This window comes from Pseudomonas sp. KH_040 (assembly GCF_057839305.1).
The window spans coordinates 5,788,579-5,811,461 of sequence record NZ_CM174487.1 but is presented as its reverse complement, the minus strand read 5'-3'; the positions used below and the strand labels follow the sequence as shown (position 1 = coordinate 5,811,461).

23 protein-coding genes are annotated in these 22,883 nt (G+C 58.9%); 14 read left to right on the top strand and 9 right to left on the bottom strand.

Annotated features, from left to right (window positions below; translation table 11 throughout):
- Nucleotides 1-18 precede the first annotated feature (18 nt).
- The 4 genes from AC3IUF_RS25875 (at nt 19) to AC3IUF_RS25860 (ending at nt 3,884) form a co-directional block, all read left to right on the top strand.
- Entirely contained in the window at nt 19-795 is a 777-nt protein-coding gene (locus AC3IUF_RS25875) for an IclR family transcriptional regulator (RefSeq protein WP_414895073.1), read from the top strand.
- 231 nt (nt 796-1,026) lie between these two features.
- Nucleotides 1,027-2,088 (top strand): Gfo/Idh/MocA family protein, encoded by a 1,062-nt coding sequence (locus AC3IUF_RS25870; RefSeq protein ID WP_007909715.1) that lies wholly within the window; start codon nt 1,027-1,029, stop codon nt 2,086-2,088.
- 2 nt (nt 2,089-2,090) lie between these two features.
- On the top strand, nt 2,091-2,906 hold the full coding sequence (locus AC3IUF_RS25865; protein WP_489279672.1) for a sugar phosphate isomerase/epimerase family protein: 816 nt from the start codon (nt 2,091-2,093) through the stop codon (nt 2,904-2,906).
- A 99-nt stretch (nt 2,907-3,005) separates the two neighbouring features.
- Nucleotides 3,006-3,884 carry a DMT family transporter gene (locus AC3IUF_RS25860; RefSeq protein WP_007909717.1) on the top strand — a complete coding sequence of 293 codons (879 nt, stop codon included), beginning with the start codon at nt 3,006-3,008 and terminating at the stop codon, nt 3,882-3,884.
- 126 nt (nt 3,885-4,010) lie between these two features.
- On the opposite strand, the gene AC3IUF_RS25855 is transcribed toward AC3IUF_RS25860, so the two are convergent.
- Complete coding sequence (locus AC3IUF_RS25855; RefSeq protein ID WP_447787211.1) at nt 4,011-5,348, bottom strand: MFS transporter; 1,338 nt, start codon at nt 5,346-5,348, stop codon at nt 4,011-4,013.
- A 356-nt stretch (nt 5,349-5,704) separates the two neighbouring features.
- Between AC3IUF_RS25855 and quiC the strand changes: the two genes are divergently transcribed.
- Complete coding sequence (quiC, locus tag AC3IUF_RS25850) at nt 5,705-7,606, top strand: 3-dehydroshikimate dehydratase QuiC (RefSeq protein WP_007909724.1); 1,902 nt, start codon at nt 5,705-5,707, stop codon at nt 7,604-7,606.
- 101 nt (nt 7,607-7,707) lie between these two features.
- On the top strand, nt 7,708-8,385 hold the full coding sequence (locus AC3IUF_RS25845; protein ID WP_007909725.1) for a TetR/AcrR family transcriptional regulator: 678 nt from the start codon (nt 7,708-7,710) through the stop codon (nt 8,383-8,385).
- 113 nt (nt 8,386-8,498) lie between these two features.
- Here AC3IUF_RS25845 and AC3IUF_RS25840 read toward each other — a convergent pair whose 3' ends face one another.
- Together AC3IUF_RS25840 and aroQ are read right to left on the bottom strand one after the other, a co-directional pair.
- The gene (locus AC3IUF_RS25840; RefSeq protein ID WP_007909726.1) at nt 8,499-9,353 is read right to left on the bottom strand and encodes a shikimate dehydrogenase; all 855 of its coding nucleotides are present in this window, start codon (nt 9,351-9,353) and stop codon (nt 8,499-8,501) included.
- Nucleotides 9,354-9,358: 5 nt separating this feature from the next.
- On the bottom strand, nt 9,359-9,799 hold the full coding sequence (gene aroQ, locus AC3IUF_RS25835) for a type II 3-dehydroquinate dehydratase (protein ID WP_007909727.1): 441 nt from the start codon (nt 9,797-9,799) through the stop codon (nt 9,359-9,361).
- Between the two features lie 328 nt (nt 9,800-10,127).
- Between aroQ and AC3IUF_RS25830 the strand changes: the two genes are divergently transcribed.
- Nucleotides 10,128-10,556: a DUF4160 domain-containing protein gene (locus tag AC3IUF_RS25830; RefSeq protein ID WP_081498730.1), complete on the top strand. Its 429-nt coding sequence runs from the start codon at nt 10,128-10,130 to the stop codon at nt 10,554-10,556.
- A complete protein-coding gene (locus AC3IUF_RS25825) occupies nt 10,553-10,996 on the top strand; it encodes a DUF2442 domain-containing protein (protein ID WP_042704861.1) in 444 nt (147 codons plus the stop codon). The genes AC3IUF_RS25830 and AC3IUF_RS25825 overlap by 4 nt, the downstream gene beginning before the upstream one ends.
- A 58-nt stretch (nt 10,997-11,054) precedes the next feature.
- On the opposite strand, the gene trmA is transcribed toward AC3IUF_RS25825, so the two are convergent.
- Entirely contained in the window at nt 11,055-12,134 is a 1,080-nt protein-coding gene (trmA, locus tag AC3IUF_RS25820; RefSeq protein WP_007909731.1) for a tRNA (uridine(54)-C5)-methyltransferase TrmA, read from the bottom strand.
- Complete coding sequence (locus AC3IUF_RS25815) at nt 12,131-13,426, bottom strand: NCS2 family permease (protein ID WP_007909733.1); 1,296 nt, start codon at nt 13,424-13,426, stop codon at nt 12,131-12,133. The genes trmA and AC3IUF_RS25815 overlap by 4 nt, the downstream gene beginning before the upstream one ends.
- Nucleotides 13,427-13,648: 222 nt before the next feature.
- Here AC3IUF_RS25815 and AC3IUF_RS25810 point away from each other — a divergent pair, with 222 nt between their 5' ends.
- A complete protein-coding gene (locus AC3IUF_RS25810) occupies nt 13,649-14,098 on the top strand; it encodes a DUF4879 domain-containing protein (RefSeq protein WP_007909735.1) in 450 nt (149 codons plus the stop codon).
- Nucleotides 14,099-14,164: 66 nt separating this feature from the next.
- Nucleotides 14,165-14,710, top strand: a complete 546-nt coding sequence (locus AC3IUF_RS25805; protein WP_447787208.1) for a DJ-1 family glyoxalase III — start codon at nt 14,165-14,167, stop codon at nt 14,708-14,710.
- A 12-nt stretch (nt 14,711-14,722) separates the two neighbouring features.
- On the opposite strand, the gene AC3IUF_RS25800 is transcribed toward AC3IUF_RS25805, so the two are convergent.
- A complete protein-coding gene (locus AC3IUF_RS25800; protein WP_007909739.1) occupies nt 14,723-15,961 on the bottom strand; it encodes an MFS transporter in 1,239 nt (412 codons plus the stop codon).
- Nucleotides 15,962-16,353: 392 nt separating this feature from the next.
- On the opposite strand from AC3IUF_RS25800, the gene AC3IUF_RS25795 reads away from it, so the two are divergent.
- The 3 genes from AC3IUF_RS25795 (at nt 16,354) to AC3IUF_RS25785 (ending at nt 19,051) form a co-directional block, all read left to right on the top strand.
- Nucleotides 16,354-17,802 carry a cytochrome ubiquinol oxidase subunit I gene (locus AC3IUF_RS25795; protein ID WP_007909747.1) on the top strand — a complete coding sequence of 483 codons (1,449 nt, stop codon included), beginning with the start codon at nt 16,354-16,356 and terminating at the stop codon, nt 17,800-17,802.
- Nucleotides 17,803-17,805: 3 nt separating this feature from the next.
- A complete protein-coding gene (gene cydB / locus AC3IUF_RS25790; protein ID WP_007909749.1) occupies nt 17,806-18,813 on the top strand; it encodes a cytochrome d ubiquinol oxidase subunit II in 1,008 nt (335 codons plus the stop codon).
- Between the two features lie 70 nt (nt 18,814-18,883).
- A complete protein-coding gene (locus tag AC3IUF_RS25785; protein WP_007909751.1) occupies nt 18,884-19,051 on the top strand; it encodes a DUF2474 domain-containing protein in 168 nt (55 codons plus the stop codon).
- Nucleotides 19,052-19,123: 72 nt separating this feature from the next.
- On the opposite strand, the gene AC3IUF_RS25780 is transcribed toward AC3IUF_RS25785, so the two are convergent.
- Complete coding sequence (locus AC3IUF_RS25780; RefSeq protein WP_095114061.1) at nt 19,124-20,248, bottom strand: methyltransferase; 1,125 nt, start codon at nt 20,246-20,248, stop codon at nt 19,124-19,126.
- 178 nt (nt 20,249-20,426) lie between these two features.
- Nucleotides 20,427-21,140: an autoinducer binding domain-containing protein gene (locus AC3IUF_RS25775; RefSeq protein ID WP_176472365.1), complete on the bottom strand. Its 714-nt coding sequence runs from the start codon at nt 21,138-21,140 to the stop codon at nt 20,427-20,429.
- A gap of 283 nt (nt 21,141-21,423) precedes the next feature.
- On the opposite strand from AC3IUF_RS25775, the gene AC3IUF_RS25770 reads away from it, so the two are divergent.
- Nucleotides 21,424-22,200: a ferredoxin--NADP reductase gene (locus AC3IUF_RS25770; protein WP_489279665.1), complete on the top strand. Its 777-nt coding sequence runs from the start codon at nt 21,424-21,426 to the stop codon at nt 22,198-22,200.
- Between the two features lie 46 nt (nt 22,201-22,246).
- Here AC3IUF_RS25770 and mscL read toward each other — a convergent pair whose 3' ends face one another.
- The gene (mscL, locus tag AC3IUF_RS25765; RefSeq protein WP_007909770.1) at nt 22,247-22,660 is read right to left on the bottom strand and encodes a large-conductance mechanosensitive channel protein MscL; all 414 of its coding nucleotides are present in this window, start codon (nt 22,658-22,660) and stop codon (nt 22,247-22,249) included.
- Between the last annotated feature and the right edge of the window lie 223 nt (nt 22,661-22,883).

Genomic DNA, 22,883 nt, shown 5'->3' with positions numbered 1-22,883 from the left:
TTTCATTTGGATTTCCCTATGGCCGGCAGTCAAATCGAACGGGTTTTCAGCGTGCTGGAAAGCCTCACCAGTGATCCGCGCGGGCTGCCGATGCAGACGCTGGCCGAGCAATTGGACATCCCCAAGAGTGCAACGCACCGCTTGCTCGCCGAGCTGATCCGCCTGGGCTACGTGCGGCAGAATGGGGAAACCTTGCGTTATCACTTGTCGACCAAACTGGTGGCGATGGGCTTCCAGTATTTATCGAGCAGCGGCGCCGATATTGTCCAGCCCGTGCTGGATCGACTGGCGCAGGAAACCGGTGAACTGGTGCGTCTGGGCGTGATCGATGGCGAGCGGCAGACCTGGATCGCCAAGGCGCAGGGCGCGCGTACCGGCCTGCGTTACGACCCGGACATGGGCCGCGATGCGCCGCTGTTTTACACCGCGTCCGGGCACGCATGGCTGGCGTGCATGAGCGATGCCGAGGCGCTGTCGCTGGTTGAGCGTCAAGCGGCGGAAGTGCCTGTGGGGATTGGGCCGAATGCGCCGCGCTCGAATATCGAATTGCTGGAACGCCTACGTCTGGCGCGCGAGCAGGGCTATGCCTGGGTCGAGGAGAGCTCGGCAGTCGGCACTTCGGCGATTGCTGCGGTGGTGAAACACCCGGCGGATGGACGGGTGATCGGCGTACTCAGTATTGCCGGGCCGAGCGCGCGGATGCCGGGGGCACGGTTGCATGAGCTGGCGCCGTTGTTGCTGAAGTCTGCCGAGGAAATGTCAGCGGCGAGCCTGGCCTCAGAACTGTTTATCTAATCCGCCGCAAATCCTCTGTAGGAGCTGCCGAAGGCTGCGATCTTTTGATCTTGTCTTCTAAAGCAAAATCAAAAGATCGCAGCCTTCGGCAGCTCCTACATGGATCTTCGTTTGGCGTGAAATTGTGCGGTGTTCGCACGGTTTTGGCGTTGACGGGTTTTTGATTGTGGAACTCGGTTCTAGATTGTTTGCGGAGTGTCATTCCAACAACAATCACAAAAGGACCGCACCTTGAATTCGCCCCTTCGAATCGCCCTGATCGGCGCCGGCAACATGGGCCAGCAACATTATCGGCATCTGCAATCTCTCACCGAAGCGACGCTGTGCGCGGTGGCTGATCCCGGGCCGCAATCAGCAGGGCTTGCGGCTGAGTGGGGTGTAAGGCATTTCGCTGATCATCGTCAGATGCTCGAGCACATCAGGCCCGACGCGGTGATCGTCGCCAATCCGAATAACCAGCACGTCGCTACGGCGCTCGATTGTCTGGCGGCAGGCGTACCGGTGCTGTTGGAGAAACCGGTCGGCGTGCACCTGGATGAAGCGCGCGAGCTGGTCGCGGCGGTTAAACGCAGCGGTGTGCCGGTGCTGGTCGGCCATCACCGGCGCCACAATCCACTGATCGTGCGCGCCCATGAGCTGTTACAGCGCGGAGCGCTCGGGCGTCTGACCACGGTCACCGCGCTGTTTCAGTTGCGCAAACCGGATAGCTATTTCGAGGTCCCGTGGCGCCGTGAAGCGGGGGCGGGGATGTTGCTGACTAATCTGATTCACGATCTCGATCTGCTGCGTCACCTGTGCGGCGAAGTGCGCTCGGTACAAGCGATCACCGACAACTCAGTGCGCGGTTTCGCCAATGAAGACAGCGCGGCGGTGTTGCTGCAATTCGAAGGTGGCACATTGGGCACGTTGAGCGGGTCCGATGCGGTGGCTGCGCCGTGGAGTTGGGAACTGGATTCCGGTGAGAACCCGGTGTATCCGCGTCAGGCCGATCAGCCGTGTTATCTGCTGGCCGGGACTGCCGGCGCCTTGAGCATTCCGCAGCTCAAGCGTTGGCATTACGCCGCTGATCAGGTCGATGCCGGTTGGCATGAACCCTTGTTGATGGTCGAAGAGTCCTACAGCGGTGACGAAGCTTTGCGCTTGCAGTTACAGCATTTCGTACGCGTGGCACGGCGTGAAGTCGCGCCACTGGTGAGTGCGGCCGACGCTGCGCGCACTTTGGCGCTGATCGAAGCCATCCGCGAGGCCGCCGCCACTGGCCGCGCCTGCGCCCCTGCACTGATCGAGGCTTGAACATGAGCGAACGAATCCTGTCTCTGGCCAGCCTGACTGTGCTGGAGTTATCGCCACCGCAAATGGTCGAGGTGGCGGCACGTGCCGGATACAGCCATGTCGGTTTGCGCCTGGAACCGGCAACGCCCGAGGAGCATCACTTCCCGTTGGTCGCCGATGCTGAATTGCGCCGTCAGACGTTGCAGCGTCTGCGCGATACCGGCATCCGTGTGCTCGACGTGGAAATCCTGCGCTTGAAGCCGCAAACCATCGTTGCCGATTTCGAGAAACTTTTAACGGTCGGTGCAGAATTTGGCGCTACCCAATTGCTGGTCGCCGGTAACGATCCTGACGAGCAGCGGCTTACCGATAACTTTGCGGCGCTTTGCGATCTGGCCAGGCCTTACGGGTTGCACCCGCATCTGGAGTTCATGCCCTGGACCGATGCGCGCGACCTTGAACAAGCGCTGCGAATTGTCGAGAACGCGGATCGGGAAAACGCTGCGGTGCTGGTCGATGCCTTTCACTTTGATCGTTCGGCTTCACGGCTTGAGGATCTGCAAACGGTGTCGCCGGCGAGGCTGCGTTATGCACAATTATGTGATGTCGCGGGTCCGCGACCGTCAGACATGGCCGAGATCTTGCGTCAGGCGCGCAATGAGCGGCGGTTTCCCGGCGAGGGTGATTGTGATCTGCTCGGGCTGCTGAAAGCGCTGCCGGCTAATATCCCACTGAGTCTGGAAATTCCCACGGTTAAACTGCTGGAGCAGGGCGTGAGCGGATTGCAGCGGGCGCAGATGGCGATTGATCGAACGCGCAAGTTGTTGGCGCGGCTGTAAGCGCGGCTGCGCACCTGTCGCGGGCAAGCCCGCTCCCACAGGGGGAGGCGAGACTGCCTGCGAAGCTTTTGATCTTTTACGGCACCACAAGGAAACCCGATGACTGTCAGCACTCCGCTCTCTGGTGTCAACCAACCCTTCAAGGGGATCTTGCTGATTGTCGTGGCGACCTTCCTGTTCTCCAGTCACGACGCATTGTCGAAATATCTCTCGGGTTTCTATCCGATCGTGATGGTGGTCTGGGCGCGCTATCTGGTGCACACCTTACTGATGGCGGGGATTTTTCTGCCGCAGTCCGGGTTGCGCGTCCTACGCACCAAGAAGCCGTTATGGCAGTTGACCCGAGCACTTTGCCTGCTCGGTACCAGCCTGTTTTTCACCACGGCCTTGCTGTATATCCCGCTGGCGGAAGCCACGGCGGTCAACTTTCTTGCGCCGGTATTGGTGACCGCGTTGTCGGTGCCGCTGCTCAAGGAGCGAGTGACACGCGGCCAATGGATCGCGGTGATCTGCGGCTTTATTGGCGTGCTGATCATCGTTCACCCGGGCGGTGAATTGTTCACTCCGGCGGTGTTGCTGCCGTTCTGCTCGGCGCTGTTTTTCTGCTTCTATCAACTGCTGACCCGCAAGCTCGCCGAAGTCGACAGCCCGACCACCAGCAACTTCTTCGCCGGGCTGTGCAACACATTGGTGATGAGTGCGCTGGTGCCGTTCTTCTGGCAAGTGCCGACGTTGACCCATGCCGGGTTGATGCTGGCGCTGGGCAGTTGCGGGATGACTGCGCATTTGTTTCTGACCCAAGCCTTCCGCCATGCCGCACCGGCGCTGCTGGCGCCGTTCGGTTATTGCCAGATCGTGTTTGCCGGGTTGTTGGGTTGGCTGCTGTTCAATCACACGCCGAGTCTGTTGACGATCATTGGCATTGCGGTGATCTGTTGCAGTGGACTGGCGGCAGCGTGGCAGCAGAGCCGCCGCTGAAGAGACCGCAACCCCCTGTGTAGGAGCTGACGAGTGAAACGAGGCTGCGATCTTTTGATCTTCAACATCAAGATCAAAAGATCGCAGCGTGCCGCAGCTCCTACAAGGGAGCCGGGTGTAGGCAGGTTATTCGGTGACGGTCGGGATCTTGCGCGGGGCCATGAAGTACATCCACGTCAGCGCAAGGAAATACATCGCCGGAATCAGGGTGAACAACACGGTGTAGTTGTTGTTGGTCACGGTCAGGATGTGGCCGACGATCTGGGTCATGAACATCCCGCCAATCGCTGCGCACATGCCGCCGAAACCGAACACCGTGCTCATCATGTGCTTGGGCGTGTAGTCCATCACCAGGCTCCAGATGTTCGCCGTCCACGCCTGGTGCGCACCGATGGCCAGAGAGATCGCAGCGACTGCAACCCACAGATTGGCTGAACCGGCCGCCATGACCACGCCGATGATGCAGCAGGCGAACAGCAACATCGACAGCAGCCGCGCCTTGATCGAGTTCATGCCGCGACCGATCAGGAACGAAGACAGAATCCCGCCACCGACGCTGCCGAAGTCAGCCGTGACGTAGATGATGATCAACGGAATACCCATCTGGGTGACGTTGATGCCCAGGTTGTATTGCTGGTTGAGGAACGGCGGCAGCCAGTACAGGTAGAACCAGAACACCGGCGCGGTCAGCGCATAAGCGATGGCGAAGGCCCAAGTGCCGCGCATGCGCAGGATTTTCGAGAACGGCACGCGGGCCTGTTCCGGTTCGACTTCCTGCTGGATGTAGTCCAGTTCGGACTGTTTAACGCTCGGGTGATCTTCCGGGTTGAAGTACTTCAAACCCCAGAACAGCAACCAGATGCCGCCCAGTGCCGCCATGCACAGGAACGCCGCTTGCCAGCCCCAGACGTGCAGAACCAGTGGCAGCAGCATCGGTGTGAACATCGCGCCGACGTTGGTGCCGGCGTTGAAAATGCCGGTGGCGACCGCACGTTCGCCGGCCGGGAACCACAGGCGTGTGGTTTTCACGCAGGCCGGGTAGTTCGCCGCTTCGGTCAGACCGAGAATAAATCGGCAGACCATAAAGCCGACCGCCGATGTCGCCAGGCCGTGAGCACCGGTGGCCAGGCTCCACAGCAGCACGGCGCAGAAGAACACGCGTTTGACGCCGACCCGGTCGATCAAGCGACCTTGCAGAACGAAACCGATCGCGTAGCCGACCTGAAACCAGAAGTTGATGTTGGCGTAATCCATCGCCGTCCAGCTCATTTCCTTGGCGAGGATGGGTTGCATGACGCCGAGGGCGGCGCGGTCGATGTAGTTCAGGGTAGTGGCGAAAAACACCAGCGCCAGCATGCCCCAACGGGTTTTGCCGACAGCCATGGCGCCGCGGATCTTGTCGCCGATGCCACCCGTGGCAGTGCTCATGGCCGGAGCCATGCGGGAAGTCTGTGAAGGAATCATGTGTTCCACCCGTTTTTGGATTTGTTATTTGGTGTGCTTGTTACTTGCACGCTGCGACCGGTGGTTCAGATCCGGACTCAATGTGCGGTCGATGTTGGGCAGTGGACGAAAAATCGTCAATTCGCCAAACCGCCATTGTGTTCGATAATCGCACGCAAAACTAACCGGGTAGTACACTTTAAATTGCTGCCGCGATCGATGCAGCCAATAATTTCCCTACTATAAAAACCATCCCATGTAGGAGCTGCCGAAGGCTGCGATCTGTTGATTCTGTTTTCACGAAGAAAGATCAAACGATCGCAGCCTGCGGCAGCTCCTACAGTAAAGATAAAGCGGCGCAGTCCGGGAGTTGAAACATGCAGCGTTCCATTGCCACCGTTTCCTTGAGCGGCACCCTGCCGGAAAAACTCGAAGCCATTGCCGCCGCCGGGTTCGACGGGGTGGAGATTTTCGAAAACGACCTCCTGTACTACGACGGCAGTCCACGGGAAATTAAACAGATGTGCGCCGACCTCGGCATCGCCATCACTCTGTTTCAGCCGTTCCGCGATTTCGAAGGCTGCCGTCGTGATCGCCTCGCGCGCAATCTCGAGCGGGCCGAGCGCAAGTTCGACCTGATGCAGGAACTGGGCACCGATCTGGTGCTGGTCTGCAGTAACGCCTCGGCCGACAGCGTCGGCGATCAACAAATTCTAGTCGATGACCTGCGGCTGCTGGCTGAACACGCCGGTGCGCGTGGTTTGCGCATCGGTTACGAAGCACTGGCCTGGGGCCGTCACGTCAACACTTATCAACAGGTCTGGGACATCGTGCGCCAAGCCGATCACCCGAGCCTGGGCGTGTTGCTCGACAGTTTTCATACGTTGTCGCTGAAGGGCGATCCCCGCGCCATCGCCGACATTCCCGGTGACAAGATCTTCTTCGTACAGATGGCAGACGCGCCGATTCTGGCCATGGACGTGCTGGAGTGGAGCCGGCATTTCCGCTGCTTCCCGGGACAGGGCGAATTCGATCTGCCGGGCTTCCTCGCGCCGATCATCCAGAGCGGTTACACCGGGCCGCTGTCGCTGGAAATCTTCAACGACGGCTTCCGCGCCGCACCGCCACGGGCCAATGCCGCCGACGGTTTGCGTTCGCTGCTGTATCTGGAAGAGAAGACCCGCCAGCGTCTGGAGCAGGCAGCCCAACCTGTGGCCAACCGTGAAATCCTTTTCGAAACACCGAAGGCCAGCGAGTACAACGGCATCGAGTTTCTTGAGTTTGCCGTAGACGAAAGCCTCGGCGCCAAACTGTCGAACTGGCTGGAGCGCCTCGGTTTCGTCAAGGCCGGGCAGCATCGTTCCAAGAGTGTGAGCCTGCTGCGTCAGGGCGACATCAACCTGATCCTCAACTCCGAACCGTATTCGTTTGCTCACAGCTTTTTCGAGGCTCACGGCCCGTCGCTGTGCGCCACCGCCGTGCGGGTCAAGGACAGCGCCAGTGCGCTGGCCCGCGCCGTCGCCTACAAAGGTCAGCCTTATCGCGGACTGGTCGGCCCCAATGAACTGGAGCTGGCAGCGGTGCGCGCGCCGGACGGCAGCCTGATTTATCTGGTGGATGAACAGGCCGACGTCTACGGCACCGATTTCAATCTGCTGGCAGATGCGCCGGCCCGTGGCGGCCTTAAACGTATCGACCACATGGCCATGGCGCTGCCGGCCGACAGCCTCGACAGTTGGGTGCTGTTCTACAAGAGCCTGCTGGATTTCGAGGCGGACGATGAAGTGGTACTGCCCGACCCGTACGGTCTGGTGAAAAGTCGCGCACTGCGCAGCCGCGACAGTTCGATCCGCTTGCCGCTGAACATTTCCGAGAACCGCAACACCGCCATTTCCCATGCGCTGTCGAGTTATCGCGGCTCCGGTGTGCACCACATCGCCTTCGATTGTGACGACATCTTCGCCGAAGTGAGTCGCGCCAAAGAGGCTGGCGTACCGTTGCTGGATATCCCGCTCAACTATTACGACGACCTTGCTGCGCGCTTCGATTTCGACGACGAATTTCTCAGCGAACTGGCCTATTACAACGTGTTGTACGACCGTGATGCGCAGGGCGGTGAGCTGTTCCACGTCTACACCGAACCGTTCGAAGGGCGCTTCTTCTTCGAGATCATCCAGCGCAAAAACGGCTATGCCGGGTATGGCGCGGCGAACGTCGCGGTGCGTCTGGCGGCGATGGCCAAATCACGCAGTGGCGCTGTGCGCCAGGCGAAGTTGTAGGAAATTCGTAAACGCGGGATTAAACACAGGTCCCGCAGCTTCCTTCACTGTGCTGCGCGGCCCATAATCGCCGCCTGTGCAGTGATGGCCGTGAGCCCGCAATGACGATGAATACAGAACTTTCCGCAGCTCCTGAAGTGTCCGCCGTAGAGCCGCGCAAGAGTCGCAAGAACAACCCGGAAAAGACCCGCGAGAATATCCTGCAGGAGGCGATCGTCGAGTTCGTCCAGCAGGGTTTGTCCGGCGCTCGCGTTGATGCGATTGCCGAGCGCATCCACACCTCAAAACGCATGATCTATTACTACTTCGGCAGTAAGGAGCAGTTGTACGTTGAGGTGCTGGAGAAGCTTTACGGTGATATCCGCAGCACTGAAAGCCGTCTGCACCTGGCCGAGCTGGCGCCGGTGGACGCGATTCGCCGACTGGTCGAATTCACCTTCGATCACCATGATCGCAACGTCGATTTCGTGCGCATCGTCAGCATCGAAAACATCCACAACGCTGAATACGTGAAGCGTTCCGATGCGATCAAGGCGATGAACAACACCATCCTCGATTCGCTCGGCGAGATTCTGCGTCGGGGCGCTGAAGAGGGTGTGTTCCGTGCCGGGCTGGATGCTCTGGATGTGCATTTGCTGATCAGTTCGTTCTGCTTCTATCGCGTATCGAACCGGCACACGTTTGGCGAGATTTTCCAGATCGATCTACCGGATGAAAGCATCAAGCAGCGGCATCGCGAGATGATTTGCGAGTCGGTGCTGCGCTACCTGCAAGCCTGACACAGCTCCCCTGTAGGAGTGAGCCTGCTCGCGATGGCGTACCGTCAGCTAACACATTAGTTGCCTGACACACCGCTTTCGCGAGCAGGCTCGCTCCCACAGGGGGAAAGCGTTCAGCCATTCATGCTTTGAAAATGCGCGAGCATCCGCTGCGCATCCGGCACCATGCCACTGAACAACTCAAACGCCTTCACCGCCTGAAACACCGCCATATTGCCGCCGTCCAGCGTCCGGCAACCGAGCGCGCGGGCATTGCGCAGCAGTTCGGTTTCCAGCGGGAAATACACAATCTCCGCCACCCACAATTCCTTGCGCAGCAGTTCGACCGGTACCGGCATGCCCGGCAGTTTGGCCATGCCCATGGGCGTGGTATTGACCAGACCGTCGGCCAGATTCAGCGTGCTCGGCAGATCCCGACCGGCCACCGCACGACCAAAACCGAAATGCTGATTGAGATTGTTCGCCAGGCTCTCGGCGCGCTCACTGTCGACGTCAAAAATGCTCAGTTGCTGTACGCCTTCGCTCAACAGCGCGTGGGCCACTGCCGCGCCAGCGCCGCCAGCGCCCATCTGCACAACGCGCTCACGGGCAGCGTCCTTCAAGCCTCGACGAAAACCTTCGGCAAAACCGAGGCAGTCGGTGTTGTGGCCAACACGTTTGCCGTCCTTCAACACCACTGTGTTCACGGCGCCGATGCCCTTGGCTTCCGGCGACAGCTCATCGAGCAGCGGGATGATTGCCTGCTTGCACGGGAAGGTGATGTTCAGCCCGGTGTAATTCATCCGCTCGGCCGCCAGCAACAGGTCGGGCAGGGCGGTGCTATCCATTTTCAACTGATCGAGATCGATCAGTCGGTACAGATAACGTAGGCCTTGGGCATCGCCTTCGTGCTCATGCAGCGCCGGCGTGCGCGAGGCCTGAATGCCGGCGCCGATCAGTCCTGCGAGTATTACGTTAGAGCGAGACATGCGCGTTACCCCTTCAGCCGCTGGCTGAAATGTTCCAGTGCCAGTCGATAGCCGTGACTGCCAAAACCGGCCATTACCGCTGTGGCAATCGCCGAGACAAAAGAGTGATGACGAAACGGTTCGCGGGCGTGGACGTTGGACAGGTGTACTTCGATCACCGGCAACTCACTGGCCACCAGCGCATCGCGAATCGCTACCGAGGTGTGCGTCCACGCCGCCGGATTGATCACGATCCCGGCGCAGCGACCACGGGCGGCGTGTATCCAGTCAAGCAGTTCGCCTTCGTGATTGGTCTGGCGAAATTCCACGGCCAGGCCGAATTCTTCGCCAGCGCGACCGCACAACGCCGAGATGTCCGCCAGGGTTTCGTGACCATAAGTCGCCGGCTCGCGGGTGCCGAGCAGGTTCAGGTTCGGGCCGTTGAGCACCAGAACGATAGGGGGCATGAGGGGTAACTCCACTTATTGTTTTTGGCTTTGGCCGAGTTTCAGCCTGTGGAGATAAAATGTACTAGATGGTTACCATGGTCAATCGAAGTGCCTGAGCCTAGGATTTTTGTGTTCGGTAATCGCACCAAGGCTGTTTGATACTTAATGTTGTTCGAATCGTAACGACAGCTTTGCTTACGTTTTCCCTCGAAGATTTACCGACTCCTGGCCCATGCCGGCGCTAGCCTGAGAGAAGAGCGGAGCCGCTTGCGTTCTACGGCACCGGTCGTCGGATTTGAAAGGATTATCGAATCCTGAAATTTATTAACCTAACGGATGGGTTAGCATGAACGTATGCAACTACAAGGGATTGTCGATACGCGTAATGTTGCGGAATGAGCATTGCCCACCGCACGCTCATGTAAATGCGGGCGCCTGGAGTGCGCGATTCCATTTCAGCTTTTGGCACAACGACATTGATCTGTGGGATGTCGTGCCGCTGTCTCGTCGACCGACGATGGCTGTATTGGAGGGTTTGTGTCGATCGTTGGGACATCCCGTTCATCTGCGTCGCGCACGAGGGATCTGGTGGTCAGGTTTGCAAACCGTCTGTCTCGGCAATCAAGTGTGGGACTGCGAATCAAACGAGGTACCGGTGATGAAACTGGTTACCGATACGACTTACAGGATCGCTGCGGCGCGCTACGAACCAGAAGAAGACAAGTTGCTTCTGACATTGGTTGGCAAACTGGAAGGAGTTGAAATCCATTTATGAAAGTCATTAAGGCAAAGCCGTCCGTACATCGACCACTGACGGAAGAAATGCTCGATGCAGCCATAAAGCTTGGTGAAGTACGACAGGCCAGCAGTTTCCAAGCTGTTTCTGTGTGCTTTGAAAAATCATCTTTGGTCATCCGTTTTGAGGATGGCAGCGGTGTGTTGCTTCCGGTGAACCAGTATCCAGAGTTTGACGGGTTTGATGCAGGCGATTACGAGGGGCTGACAGTCGGATTCGCAGGCACTGCGCTTTGCCATGAGGGCAAAGACCTTGACGTTTCCATTGCCGGAATGATTTCAGCGAGCCCGTCACTCATGAAGATGGCTGCGTCGGTGGTTGCATCGCGTAACGGTCGTCAAAGCAGTGCCGCAAAGTCCGAAGCCGCGCGGGCGAATGGCAAAAAGGGCGGGCGTCCGCGTAAGGTCGATCCCGCTTAGTGAGCGCCCACAAAAAAGCCGTCAATCACGACGGCTTTTTCGCATCCGGCATCGGCAATCAACGGCGGGTCAGCAACACACCCGATTCCATGTGATGCGTCCACGGGAACTGGTCAAACAACGCGCACGTGGTAATGCGGTGCGTGTCGTGCAACTGAGCAATGTTCGCTGCCAGGGTTTCCGGGTTGCAGGAGATGTACAGGATGTTGTCGAAGCGCCGGGTCAGCTCGCAGGTGTCCGGATCCATGCCAGCGCGCGGCGGGTCGACGAAGACGCTGCCGAATTCGTAGCTCTTCAGGTCGATACCCTGCAGGCGGCGGAACGGGCGCACGTCGTTGAGCGCTTCGGTCAGCTCTTCGGCGGACAAACGGACCAGCGTGACGTTGTCCACAGCATTTTCGCTGAGGTTGCTCAGTGCGGCGTTGACCGAGGTCTTGCTGATTTCGGTGGCCAGCACTTTGCGCACGCGCGTGGCGAGTGGCAGGGTGAAGTTGCCGTTGCCGCAGTACAACTCCAGCAAGTCATCGGTACGATCGCCCAGTGCTTCGTACGCCCAGTTGAGCATCTTCTGGTTCACCGTGCCGTTAGGCTGGGTGAACGCGCCTTCCGGCTGGCGATAGCTGAAGGTGCGACCGCCGACGTCGAGCTTCTCGACCACGTAATCGAGGCCAAGTACTTCGCGTTTGCCCTTCGAGCGACCAATGATGCTGACGCCCAGATCTGCCGACAACTGGGTCGCAGCGGCATGCCAGTGCGCGTCCAGCGGGCGGTGATAGCACAGGGTGATCATTGCATCGCCGGCCAGCGTGGTCAGGAACTCGACCTGAAACAACTTGTGGCTCAACGCTGAACTGGCCTGCCACGCCGCTTTCAGCTGCGGCATCAACTGGTTGATGCGCAGGCTGGCGATCGGGAATTCTTCAATGAGGATCGGCGTGCGTTTGTCGTCCTGAGCGAACATCGCGTAATGCCGCTCGCCACCCTCGCGCCACAGGCGGAATTCGGCGCGCAGACGGAAGTTCTGCAGCGGCGAATCGAACACCGTTGGCTCGGGGGCATCGAACGGCGCCAGCAGATCACGCAAGCGCGTGACCTTGGCTTCTAGTTGCTCGGCGTAAGCCTGGGAATCGAAAGTCATGCGTTGAACCAACCCAACTTGATCACAAACAGAATCGACAGAATCACCAGCGCCGGGTTCAGCTCACGAGCGCGGCCGGACAGCAGCTTGATCACGGTCCAGGCGATGAAACCAAACGCGATGCCGTTGGCGATCGAGTAAGTGAACGGCATGGCCAGCGCGGTCACGACAACCGGTGCGGCGACGGTGATGTCGTCCCAGTCTATTTCCGCCAGACCGGAAGTCATCAACACGGCGACGAACAGCAGCGCTGGCGCGGTGGCGAAGGCCGGAACGCTGGCCGCCAGTGGCGAGAAAAACAGCGCCAGCAGGAACAGAATCGCCACGACGATGGCCGTCAGACCAGTACGCCCGCCCGCACTCACGCCGGCAGCGGATTCGATGTAACTGGTGGTGGTCGACGTACCCAGCAACGAACCGGCCATGGCCGCAGTGCTGTCAGCGATCAGGGCGCGGCCCATTTTCGGCATGTGGCCGTCCTTGCCCATCAGGCCGGCGCGTTTGGCGACGCCGATCAGGGTGCCGGAGTTGTCGAACAGGTCGACGAACAGGAAGGCGAAGATCACGCTGACCAGACCGATGTCCAGTGCGCCTTTGATGTCCAGTTGCATGAAGGTCGGCGCCAGCGAAGGTGGCATCGAAGTCACGCCGTTGAACGGGGTGAAGCCCATCGCGATGGAAATGATGGTCACTGCCAGAATGCCGATCAGTACCGCACCGCGCACTTTCAGCGCTTCGAGCGCGACGATCAGAGCGAAGCCGAGGGTGGCGAGGATTGGGGCCGGGGCTTTCAGGTCACCGAGGCCGACCATGGTCGCCGGGTTGCTGACCACGATGCCAGCGTTGTGCAGGGCGATCAACGCCAGGAACAGGCCGATACCGGCGGCAATCGCCGAGCGCAGCGGCAGCGGAATGCTGTTGATGATCCATTCACGGATGCGGAAGATCGACAGCAGGAAGAAGCACACCGCCGAGATGAATACCGCGCCCAGCGCCACTTGCCAGGTGTGACCCATGTGCAAGACCACGGTGTAGGTGAAGAAGGCGTTCAGGCCCATGCCCGGAGCGAGGGCAATCGGGTAGTTGGCGATCAGGCCCATGATCGTCGAACCGATCGCGGCGGCCAGGCAGGTGGCGACAAACACCGCACCTTTGTCCATGCCGGTCTCGCCGAGAATGCTCGGGTTGACGAACAGTATGTAGGCCATGGCCAAGAAAGTCGTGATGCCCGCGAGAATCTCGGTGCGCACGTTGGTGTTGTGTGCCTTGAGTTGAAACAGCCTTTCCAGCATGTCTGCTCCCCGTGGCGCGCGTGGCGCCGTGAATGTATCGACCTCAACAGCAAAGCACAGACCGTCGCAAGCGCCTGGAAAATTGTGGTGGGCCGGAAAAAGCCGCGCATCATACCAGCAGCGTGAGGAATATGGCGGTTGTTGGTGTCGATCGTCGGCGAAGTTTTGCGTTGACGCCAACTGCGCCATACTGCGCGCTGATTTTTTCGGGGCGGGAAGCGCATGAGCAAGTGCTGGATGAAGGTTTTGGGTTTGATTGCCGTACTGATGGCCGGGATGTCGACAGCCTGGGCGGCATCGGCGCCACCGTTGACGCAAGTGAAAGTGATCAAGGTGCAATCGCCAGCCTGTGGTCTTGAAGACATCGCCGATGGCCAGGCGCAGACCCAGTGCAATCACAGCGGACCGAATATCAAGGTCTACGTGCTCGAAGTCGGCTACGGCAAGAGTCAGCCTCAGGTCGCACTGGACGGCTTTGAAGTGAACGGCACCCGTGCCCCGGTGTGTGCCTTTGATAACGGCAACCTGACCGAATGCACCCCCGGTAATAAAACCGTCGGTTCTCTTTATACCTTCGATCTGGCGGGCAAGCAGGAAGGCACCTTCACCTTCAGCAACACCTCGATCAATGCGCCGCGCAACACGATGTCGACTCAGCTTTACATCAAGTAACGGCTGCTGCAGCGCGATCCGGTTGAAGCTGACTACGCTTCAAGCATCACCCAGCGGATAACGCCCATGACCTTTAGAGCCCTGATTACCCTCGCCGAGGGCATCGATGATCTGCAAAGCGTGACCCTGATCGACGTGCTGCGCCGCGCCGGTATCGAAGTGGTGGCCGCCAGTATTGAAGGACGACGCATGCTGACCTGCGCGCGTGGCACACGCCTGACCGCCGACGGCATGCTGGTCGATGTGCTGGCGCAAACCTTTGACCTGATCGTCCTGCCCGGCGGTGTTGTCGGTTCACAACACCTGGCCGCGCACCAACCTCTGCAACAGTTGCTCAAGGATCAGGCCAGCGCCGGACGCCTGTTCGCCGCCATCGCCGAATCCCCGGCCGTCGCCCTGCAAACCTTCGGCGTGCTGCGCCAGCGGCGCATGACCTGCCTGCCCAGCGCCAGCCATCAACTCTCGGGCTGTACGTTTGTTGATCAACCGGTGGTGGTCGACGGCAACTGCATCACCGCACAAGGCTCCAGCGCTGCGCTGGAATTTGCCTTGACGCTGGTCGAGCAACTCGGCGGCAAGGCCTTGCGGGGGAAAGTGGCGGGGGAGTTGTAGGTCTGGATCGCTTCAGACCTTCACCTCTTCCACCGGCACATGCATCCGATCGCGGTTAGCCAGCGTCGGAAACAACTTGATCCACGTCCCCGTCACCACCAGCGTGCCGATCCCGCCCATCACCACCGCCGGCACCGTGCCGAACCAGTGAGCGGTGACGCCGGATTCGAATTCGCCCAACTGGTTTGAAGCTCCGATAAACAGCCCGTTCACCGCGCTGACCCGGCCACGCATTTCGTCCGGGGTTTCCAGCTGCACGAAAGACGCGCGGATGACCATGCTGATCATGTCCGCCGCGCCGAGCACCACCAGCACCGCCAGCGAAAACCAGAACGAGGTCGACAGGCCGAAGGCAATGGTCGCGACGCCAAACACCCCAACCGCGGTGAACATCACCCGGCCAACATTGCGTTCCACGGCAAATCGCGCGAGGAACAGCGACATGCCCAATGCGCCGACCGCCGGTGCCGAACGCAGCAACCCGAGGCCCCACGGCCCGGTCAGCAGAATGTCTTTGGCAAATACCGGCAGCAGCGCCGTGGCGCCGCCGAGCAACACCGCAAACAGATCCAGCGAAATCGCCCCGAGAATGTCCGGGCGGCTGCGAATGAAACGAATCCCCGCGAGCAACGAATCCAGTGTGGCTTTGCCTTTATTCAGCGGCGTTTGCCGCGCGGGCAGGTTGAGCATCAGCGTGCAAGCGATCACATAGAGCAGCACTGTCGGGCCATAAACCCAGACACTGCCGAATGCATAGAGCAAACCGCCCAGCGCCGGGGCGACGATCGTTGCCGACTGCTGCGCTGACTGCGCCGCCGCCACTGCCCGAGGAAACAGCGCGCTGGGCACGATGCTCGGCAGCAGTGCCTGCGTGGTCGGCATCTCGAACGAACGCGCCGCGCCGAGCAGGAAGGCGAGGATGAAGATCATCTCGCGGGTGACGTGATCGGTGGCGCTGCCGATGGCCAGCGCCAGGGCGATCAACGCCTGCAACGACTGACAGATCGCCGCGACTTTGCGCCGGTCGTAGCGGTCGGCGACATGCCCGGTGTGCAGCATGAACAGCACGCGCGGGGCGAATTCAACCAGCCCGACCAGACCCAGATCGAGGACGTTACCGGTCAATTGGTAGAGGTTCCAGCCAATCGCCACGGTGAGCATCTGGAAACCGCTGGCGGTAAAAATCCGCGCGAACCAGAAAGCGAGAAACGGACGATGGTGACGTAACAGCAGGGGCTCTTGACTGGGCATCTGAAGGCAGGTCTGGCTCGAGGGGAACCGCGAGGTTATCACCAGTCTGTAACAGGAAGTTGCTATGACAAAAAATTTAGTTAGCCAGACATCGATTTCCACAAGCTCGCCGCAAGAAATCCATTGCAGAGCATTGCCACGCCGATGAGGCAACTTGTCACGCGGCAAACGACCACGCAGTTCATCGGCAAAAATGGGACTACTCTTTTAACGTTGCTTGATCCAGATCAAGACCTAGAAGGAATTGATCCGGTGGCCAGTTGGCCAGACTCCCTGCGTTGCGATGGTTGTTTAAAAAGAACGAATCAGAATTCGCCGCACTCCATATCCGTGGGGGCAGTGGGTGCAGGCCTCCGGGTCCGCAGCCGGTATTACCTGACAGAGGAAGCCATATGTTCGGTTTAGAGGCACTAGATCTCGCCCGAATTCAGTTCGCGTTCACCATTTCGTTCCACATCCTGTTCCCGGCCATCACCATCGGCCTGGCGAGTTACCTCGCGGTACTCGAAGGCCTGTGGCTGAAAACCCGCAACGACACCTACCGTGACCTCTACCATTTCTGGTCGAAGATTTTTGCCGTCAACTTCGGCATGGGCGTGGTCTCGGGGTTGGTCATGGCCTACCAGTTCGGCACCAACTGGAGCCGTTTCTCGGACTTCGCCGGCGCCGTCACCGGGCCGTTGCTGACTTATGAAGTACTCACGGCATTCTTCCTTGAGGCCGGTTTCCTCGGGGTGATGCTGTTTGGCTGGAACAAGGTCGGGCGCGGGCTGCACTTCTTTTCCACCGTCATGGTGGCGATCGGTACGCTGATTTCGACGTTCTGGATTCTCGCTTCCAACAGCTGGATGCAGACACCGCAGGGCTTCGAAATTGTTAACGGGCAAGTCATTCCCACCGATTGGCTGGCGATCATTTTCAACCCTTCGTTCCCGTATCGCCTGATGCACATGGCGACGGCGGCGTTCGTCGCGACGGCATTCTTTGTCGGCTCCTCGGCGGCCTGGCACTTGCTGCGCGGCAAGGACAACCCGGCGATCCGCACCATGCTGTCGATGGCAATGTGGATGGCGCTGATCGTCGCGCCGATCCAGGCCGTCATCGGCGACTTTCATGGTTTGAATACGCTCAAGCACCAACCGGCAAAAATCGCTGCGATCGAAGGTCACTGGGAAAACCACGGTGACGAGGCAACGCCGCTGATTCTGTTCGGCTGGCCGGACATGAAAGAAGAGAAGACCAAATACGCCGTGGAGATTCCGTACCTCGGCAGCTTGATCCTCACCCACTCGCTGGACAAACAGGTGCCAGCGCTCAAGGAATTCCCGCCGGAAGACCGGCCGAATTCGACCATCGTGTTCTGGTCGTTCCGGATCATGGTCGGCCTCGGTTTCCTGATGATCTTCACCGGTCTGTGGAGTTTGTGGCTGCGTAAACGCGACACGCTCTACACCTCACGTCCGTTCCTGTATCTGGCGTTGTGGATGGGGCCGTCCGGTCTGATTGCGATTCTCGCTGGCTGGTTCACCACCGAAATCGGTCGTCAGCCGTGGGTGGTCTACGGGCTGATGCGCACGGCGGACGCGTCCTCCAACCATAGCTTCATGCAGATGAGCATCACCCTGATCATGTTTGTGGTGGTGTACTTCGCGCTGTTCGGCGCAGGTCTGGGCTACATGATGCGTCTGGTGCGCAAAGGGCCGAAGATCAGCGAGGGCACGGAAACGCCCGACGGTGGTCCAGGCAAGAAACGCACACCGGCCCGTCCGTTGTCCGCTGCCGACGACTCGGCCGATGCCGATCACGGCGACGACGACATTCGCGTGACCAAGGAGATTTGACTCATGGGTATTGATCTTCCGCTGATCTGGGCCGTGATCATCATCTTCGGCATCATGATGTACGTGGTCATGGACGGCTTCGACCTGGGGATCGGGATTCTCTTCCCGTTCATCCCCGGCAAAGTCGACCGTGACGTGATGATGAATACGGTCGCACCGGTCTGGGACGGCAACGAAACCTGGCTGGTATTGGGCGGCGCGGCGTTGTTCGGCGCGTTCCCGCTGGCCTATTCGGTGGTGTTGTCGGCGCTGTACCTGCCGCTGATTTTCATGCTGATTGGTCTGATCTTCCGCGGTGTAGCGTTCGAATTCCGCTTCAAGGCCAAGGATGACAAGCGTCACCTGTGGGACAAGGCTTTTATCGGCGGCTCGGTGGCGGCGACTTTCTTCCAGGGTGTGGCGCTGGGCGCGTTCATCGATGGCTTGCCGGTGGTCAATCGGCAGTTCGCCGGCGGCTCACTCGACTGGCTGACGCCGTTCACAATGTTCTGCGGCGCCGCGCTGGTGGTGGCCTATGCCTTGCTTGGCTGCACCTGGCTGATCATGAAAACCGAAGGCAAGCTCCAGGAACAGATGCATGACCTGGCACGGCCATTGGCTTTCGTACTGCTGGCCGTGATCGGTATTGTCAGTATCTGGACGCCGCTGGCTCATCCGGATATTGCCACCCGCTGGTTCAGCATGCCGAACCTGTTCTGGTTCATGCCGGTGCCGATTCTGGTGCTGGTGACGATGTACGGTCTGATCCGCGCCGTGGCACGCAACGCCAACTACATGCCGTTCCTGCTGACGCTGGTGCTGATCTTCCTCGGCTACAGCGGTTTGGGCATCAGCCTGTGGCCGAACATCGTGCCGCCGTCGATCTCGATCTGGGACGCCGCCGCACCGCCGCAAAGCCAGGGCTTCATGCTGGTGGGCACGCTGTTCATCATCCCGTTCATCCTCGGTTACACCTTCTGGAGCTACTACGTGTTCCGCGGCAAGGTTACCCATGAAGACGGTTATCACTAAACCTGTGGGAGCGTGCTCGCTCGCGATGGCGTCGGCAGCGGCGCCATCGATCTGACTGAGGATCGAAACAATGCCCGGCAAACATTCCCTGCACGACATTGAAGAAGCCGAAAAAAAACCGCTGTGGCAGCGGCTCGGCTGGTTGGCCCTGATCTGGGTCGGTAGCGTCGGCGTGCTGTTTATCGCCGCCAGCCTGATGCGCATGTTCATGAACGCAGCAGGCTTGACCACGCACTGAATCATCCCCGTCCCGGCGCCTTCGGGTACGGCTTTGCAACCCTCCTCACGGAGGGTTTTTTTTGTCTGAAGGTTACTTGCGGGCCTTGAGGATCACGAATTTCGGCGTGGCAGCCACTTGCTCGACGCCGCGGAACAGCCGCGCCAGTTTGCTGTGGTAACCCAGATGGCGGTTGCCGACGATGTACAGCGCGCCACCCACCACCAGCGCTTCGCGCGCCTGCTGGAACATGCGCCAGGCGAGGAAATCGCCCACTACCTGCTGTTGATGGAATGGCGGATTGCACAGCACCACGTCCAGTGATTGCGGGTCCTGGCCGGCCAAGCCATCGCCGGCACGCACGATGACCTCGCGATCGCCCAGCGCTGCCTGCCAGTTCTCGGCAGCCGATTGCACGGCCATGAACGATTCGTCGACCAGTGTGTAATGCGCATCGGGGTTTTGTAGTGCACTCGCGATCGCCAGAACACCATTACCACAGCCCAGATCGGCGACTCGGGCACTACCAAGGTTTTTCGGCAGGTGTGGGAGGAAGGCACGTGTGCCGATGTCCAGACCTTCGCGGCAAAACACGTTGGCGTGGTTGAGCAATTCGATCGACGGCTCGTCGAGGCGATATCGCGAAGGGTAGGGCGACACGGCCGGGGCTTTGGCTTCTGGCGTGGCGATCAACAGCCGTGCCTTTTTTACCGCTAGCGAGGCTTGTACCGGACCGATGTAGCGTTCAAGCAGATCACCGGCAGCGCGTGGCAGGTGTTTGACCATGGCCGCTGCGATCACTTCGGCGCCGGGTGCGAGTTGCCCTTGCAAGCGGATCAATTGTTCTTCCAGCAGCGCGAGGGTTTTCGGCACGCGGATCAGTACCCGGTCGAACGGTCCGACCAATGGTTCGCTGGCGGGTATCCCGCGAACAGCGTCAAACGCCTGGCCATTGCGCAGCAGGTTTTTCTCCAGCCCCTGAAAACCCAGGAATGAGTCACCACTGCTACTGACCTTGACCTTGCCCGACAGACTGGCAGCCAAAGCACCGAAGCTGTCGTTGAGCACCAATACGCGGGTGTCGGCCATCGGTTGCTGCGCCGCCAGATGGTTGAGCAGGTATTCGTCGGCGGCATCGAAGGCTTGCAGCGGTTCATTCTGCTGTTCAGGCTGGCGGATCAGATCGAGCTGGGCAAAGGGCGTATCAAGCAAAGGCATCGGGCGGGAACTCAGGGTAATCAACGGGGTGTTCCGCAGCCCTGACATTGTGCAGCGGAACCGACCGAGTGTAATGCAACGCTTAACGTTCGCGTCATCACTCTGGAGGGTCTCGAATGGTACGTTTTTTTCTTCTTTATTACCCGCAAGTTTTCTATGGGAGGCAAGGCTGGATCGACTAGATGATCCCGGCTCTGGCGGCCGCTATGACAGCGGAAATCTTGTTGCAGACGTTGAGCTTCTCGATGACGTTCTGCACGTGGTAGTTCACGGTGCGCTCGCTCAGGCTGAGGATCTTCGAGATTTCATAGGCTGTCTTGCCTCCCGCGGACAATTGCAGAACCTCCAGCTCTCGCGGCGAAAGGTGTGGTTGGCGGGGTTTGAGGGACTCTGCCGGCAGGGTTCGGGCAAACAGCTCACTCAGGTGACTGGTGGCGTAGAACATATAACCAAAGTGCTCATACAGCTCCAGAGGACTGATCGGACAGTGTTTGCGCGCCAGGCTGATAATGCTGCACAAGCCGCTTTGCTCATGATGGAACGACTGGGACCAGCCATGTTGCATACCGTGATGCTGTAATCCTTGCCATAACGGTCGAGTATTTGCGAATACCGACTCGCACCAGACAATAGGTGACATCGAGTGATTGCAGTGTGCTATTAGTGGGTCAACTTTGCTGTAATTGTTTTTCTCGTATTGTGAATTCCATTCGTCAGGGTAGTTGTTGATTTGAAAGGTTTTAAGAGGCATATCGCGATGTAGTGAAACAACTGAAATTGCACAAAAATTGAATCCGAGATTTTCTGCGAATTGCAATAATATCGGATAGGCAGTCTCTACTCCGTTGGCAAAAGTCAGTCTTTTTAACTGTGACTCCTTCCACGTTTCCATCTCTGAACACTCCATTGGCGTTGCGGGGGGGCGCCGAATGGATCCAAAGGATCCGGCACGAAACGAAGTGTAGGATGTTTCTTACAATAAGCTTTAAATTTTTTCGAGATTGCAGATAGCCAAATATCCATAAAGCGTTCTTAGGATGCGCGATTTTTATATTGATGTTGTCATCTGATAATACTGCCGACTTGCTTAATTGATTGAATGTCATTACCAATCATCAGTGTTTAGACCAGTTAATTTGCGCGACACTGTAGGCAATCGTTCAATGGAGTGTCCCATGACTGCCAGCGCAGAGAAGTACACCACGCAGACGTTGCTCGATGTCCAACCCCTGACCCCGAGCCTGTTTACCCTGCGCACCAGCCGGGATGCCGGTTTCCGTTTCCGCGCCGGGCAGTTCGCCAGGCTTGGTGTGAGCAAAGCCGATGGCAGCATCGTGTGGCGCGCGTATTCGATGGTGTCGTCGCCTTTTGACGAGTTTCTCGAGTTCTTTTCCATCGTCGTGCCGGGCGGGGAGTTCACCAGTGAGCTGAGCCGGTTGCAGGTCGGCGACACCTTGCTGGTGGATCGCCAGGCATTCGGCTACCTGACGCTAGATCGCTTTGTCGACGGGCGCGATCTGTGGCTTTTGTCCACAGGCACCGGGGTGGCGCCGTTTCTGTCGATCCTGCAGGACTTCGAAGTCTGGGAGAAATTCGAGCGCATCATTCTGGTGTACAGCGTGCGCGAAGCGCGGGAGTTGGCTTATCAGGAGTTGATTGCCGGACTTACGCAGCGTGAATACCTCAGCGAATACGCGCACAAATTGCAGTTCATCGCCACGGTGACGCGTGAAGCGCACCCCGGTGCACTGCACGGGCGCATCACCACATTGATTGAAAGCGGTGAGCTGGAGCGCGCAGCGGGCGTGGCGCTGTCGGCGGAGCACTCGCGGGTCATGCTGTGCGGCAATCCGCAGATGATCGATGACACACGCGCGTTGCTGAAAAAGCGCCACATGAGCCTAAGCCTGACTCGCCGGCCCGGTCAGGTGGCGGTGGAAAACTACTGGTAAACAAACGGCGCCTCGAAGGCGCCGTTGTTTCTATCGTGCACAGAATTCAGGGCCGGGTGTTCTGGGCCTTGAGCAAGTCGCGGATCTCGCCGAGCAACTCTTCTTCCTTGGTCGGAACCGGTGGCAGGGTAGGGGCCACGGCTTCTTCGCGTTTGAGACGGTTGATGGCTTTGACGCCCATGAAGATCGCGAAAGCGACGATCACGAAGTCCAGAACACTCTGGATGAACTTGCCGTAAGCCAGCATGACCGCAGGGGCATTGCCCTCGGCGGCCTTGAGCGTGATGGCCAAGTCACTGAAATCCACCCCACCGATCAGCAGGCCGATTGGCGGCATGATCACGTCACCGACAAACGACGAAACAATCTTGCCGAAGGCCGCACCGATGATGATACCGACGGCCATGTCGACCACATTGCCTTTGACCGCGAAGGCCTTGAACTCACTTAGCACGCCCATAGTTATTTCCTTGTTACAGATGAGTTTGGTGTACGCAGTGTAAATCAGCAAAACGCGTCCTGCGCGAAACACCTTCTTACAATGCCCGTTTTTATCGACACATCAATAGGCGATTAGTTTGCAAAGTGCCATCAATCGCGCGCGAAATATACGGTAACTCGCTGATCGAACAGCCAATTTTCTCAATCATGGCGTTACGTTCTTTCTATTTATGTTCGACGTC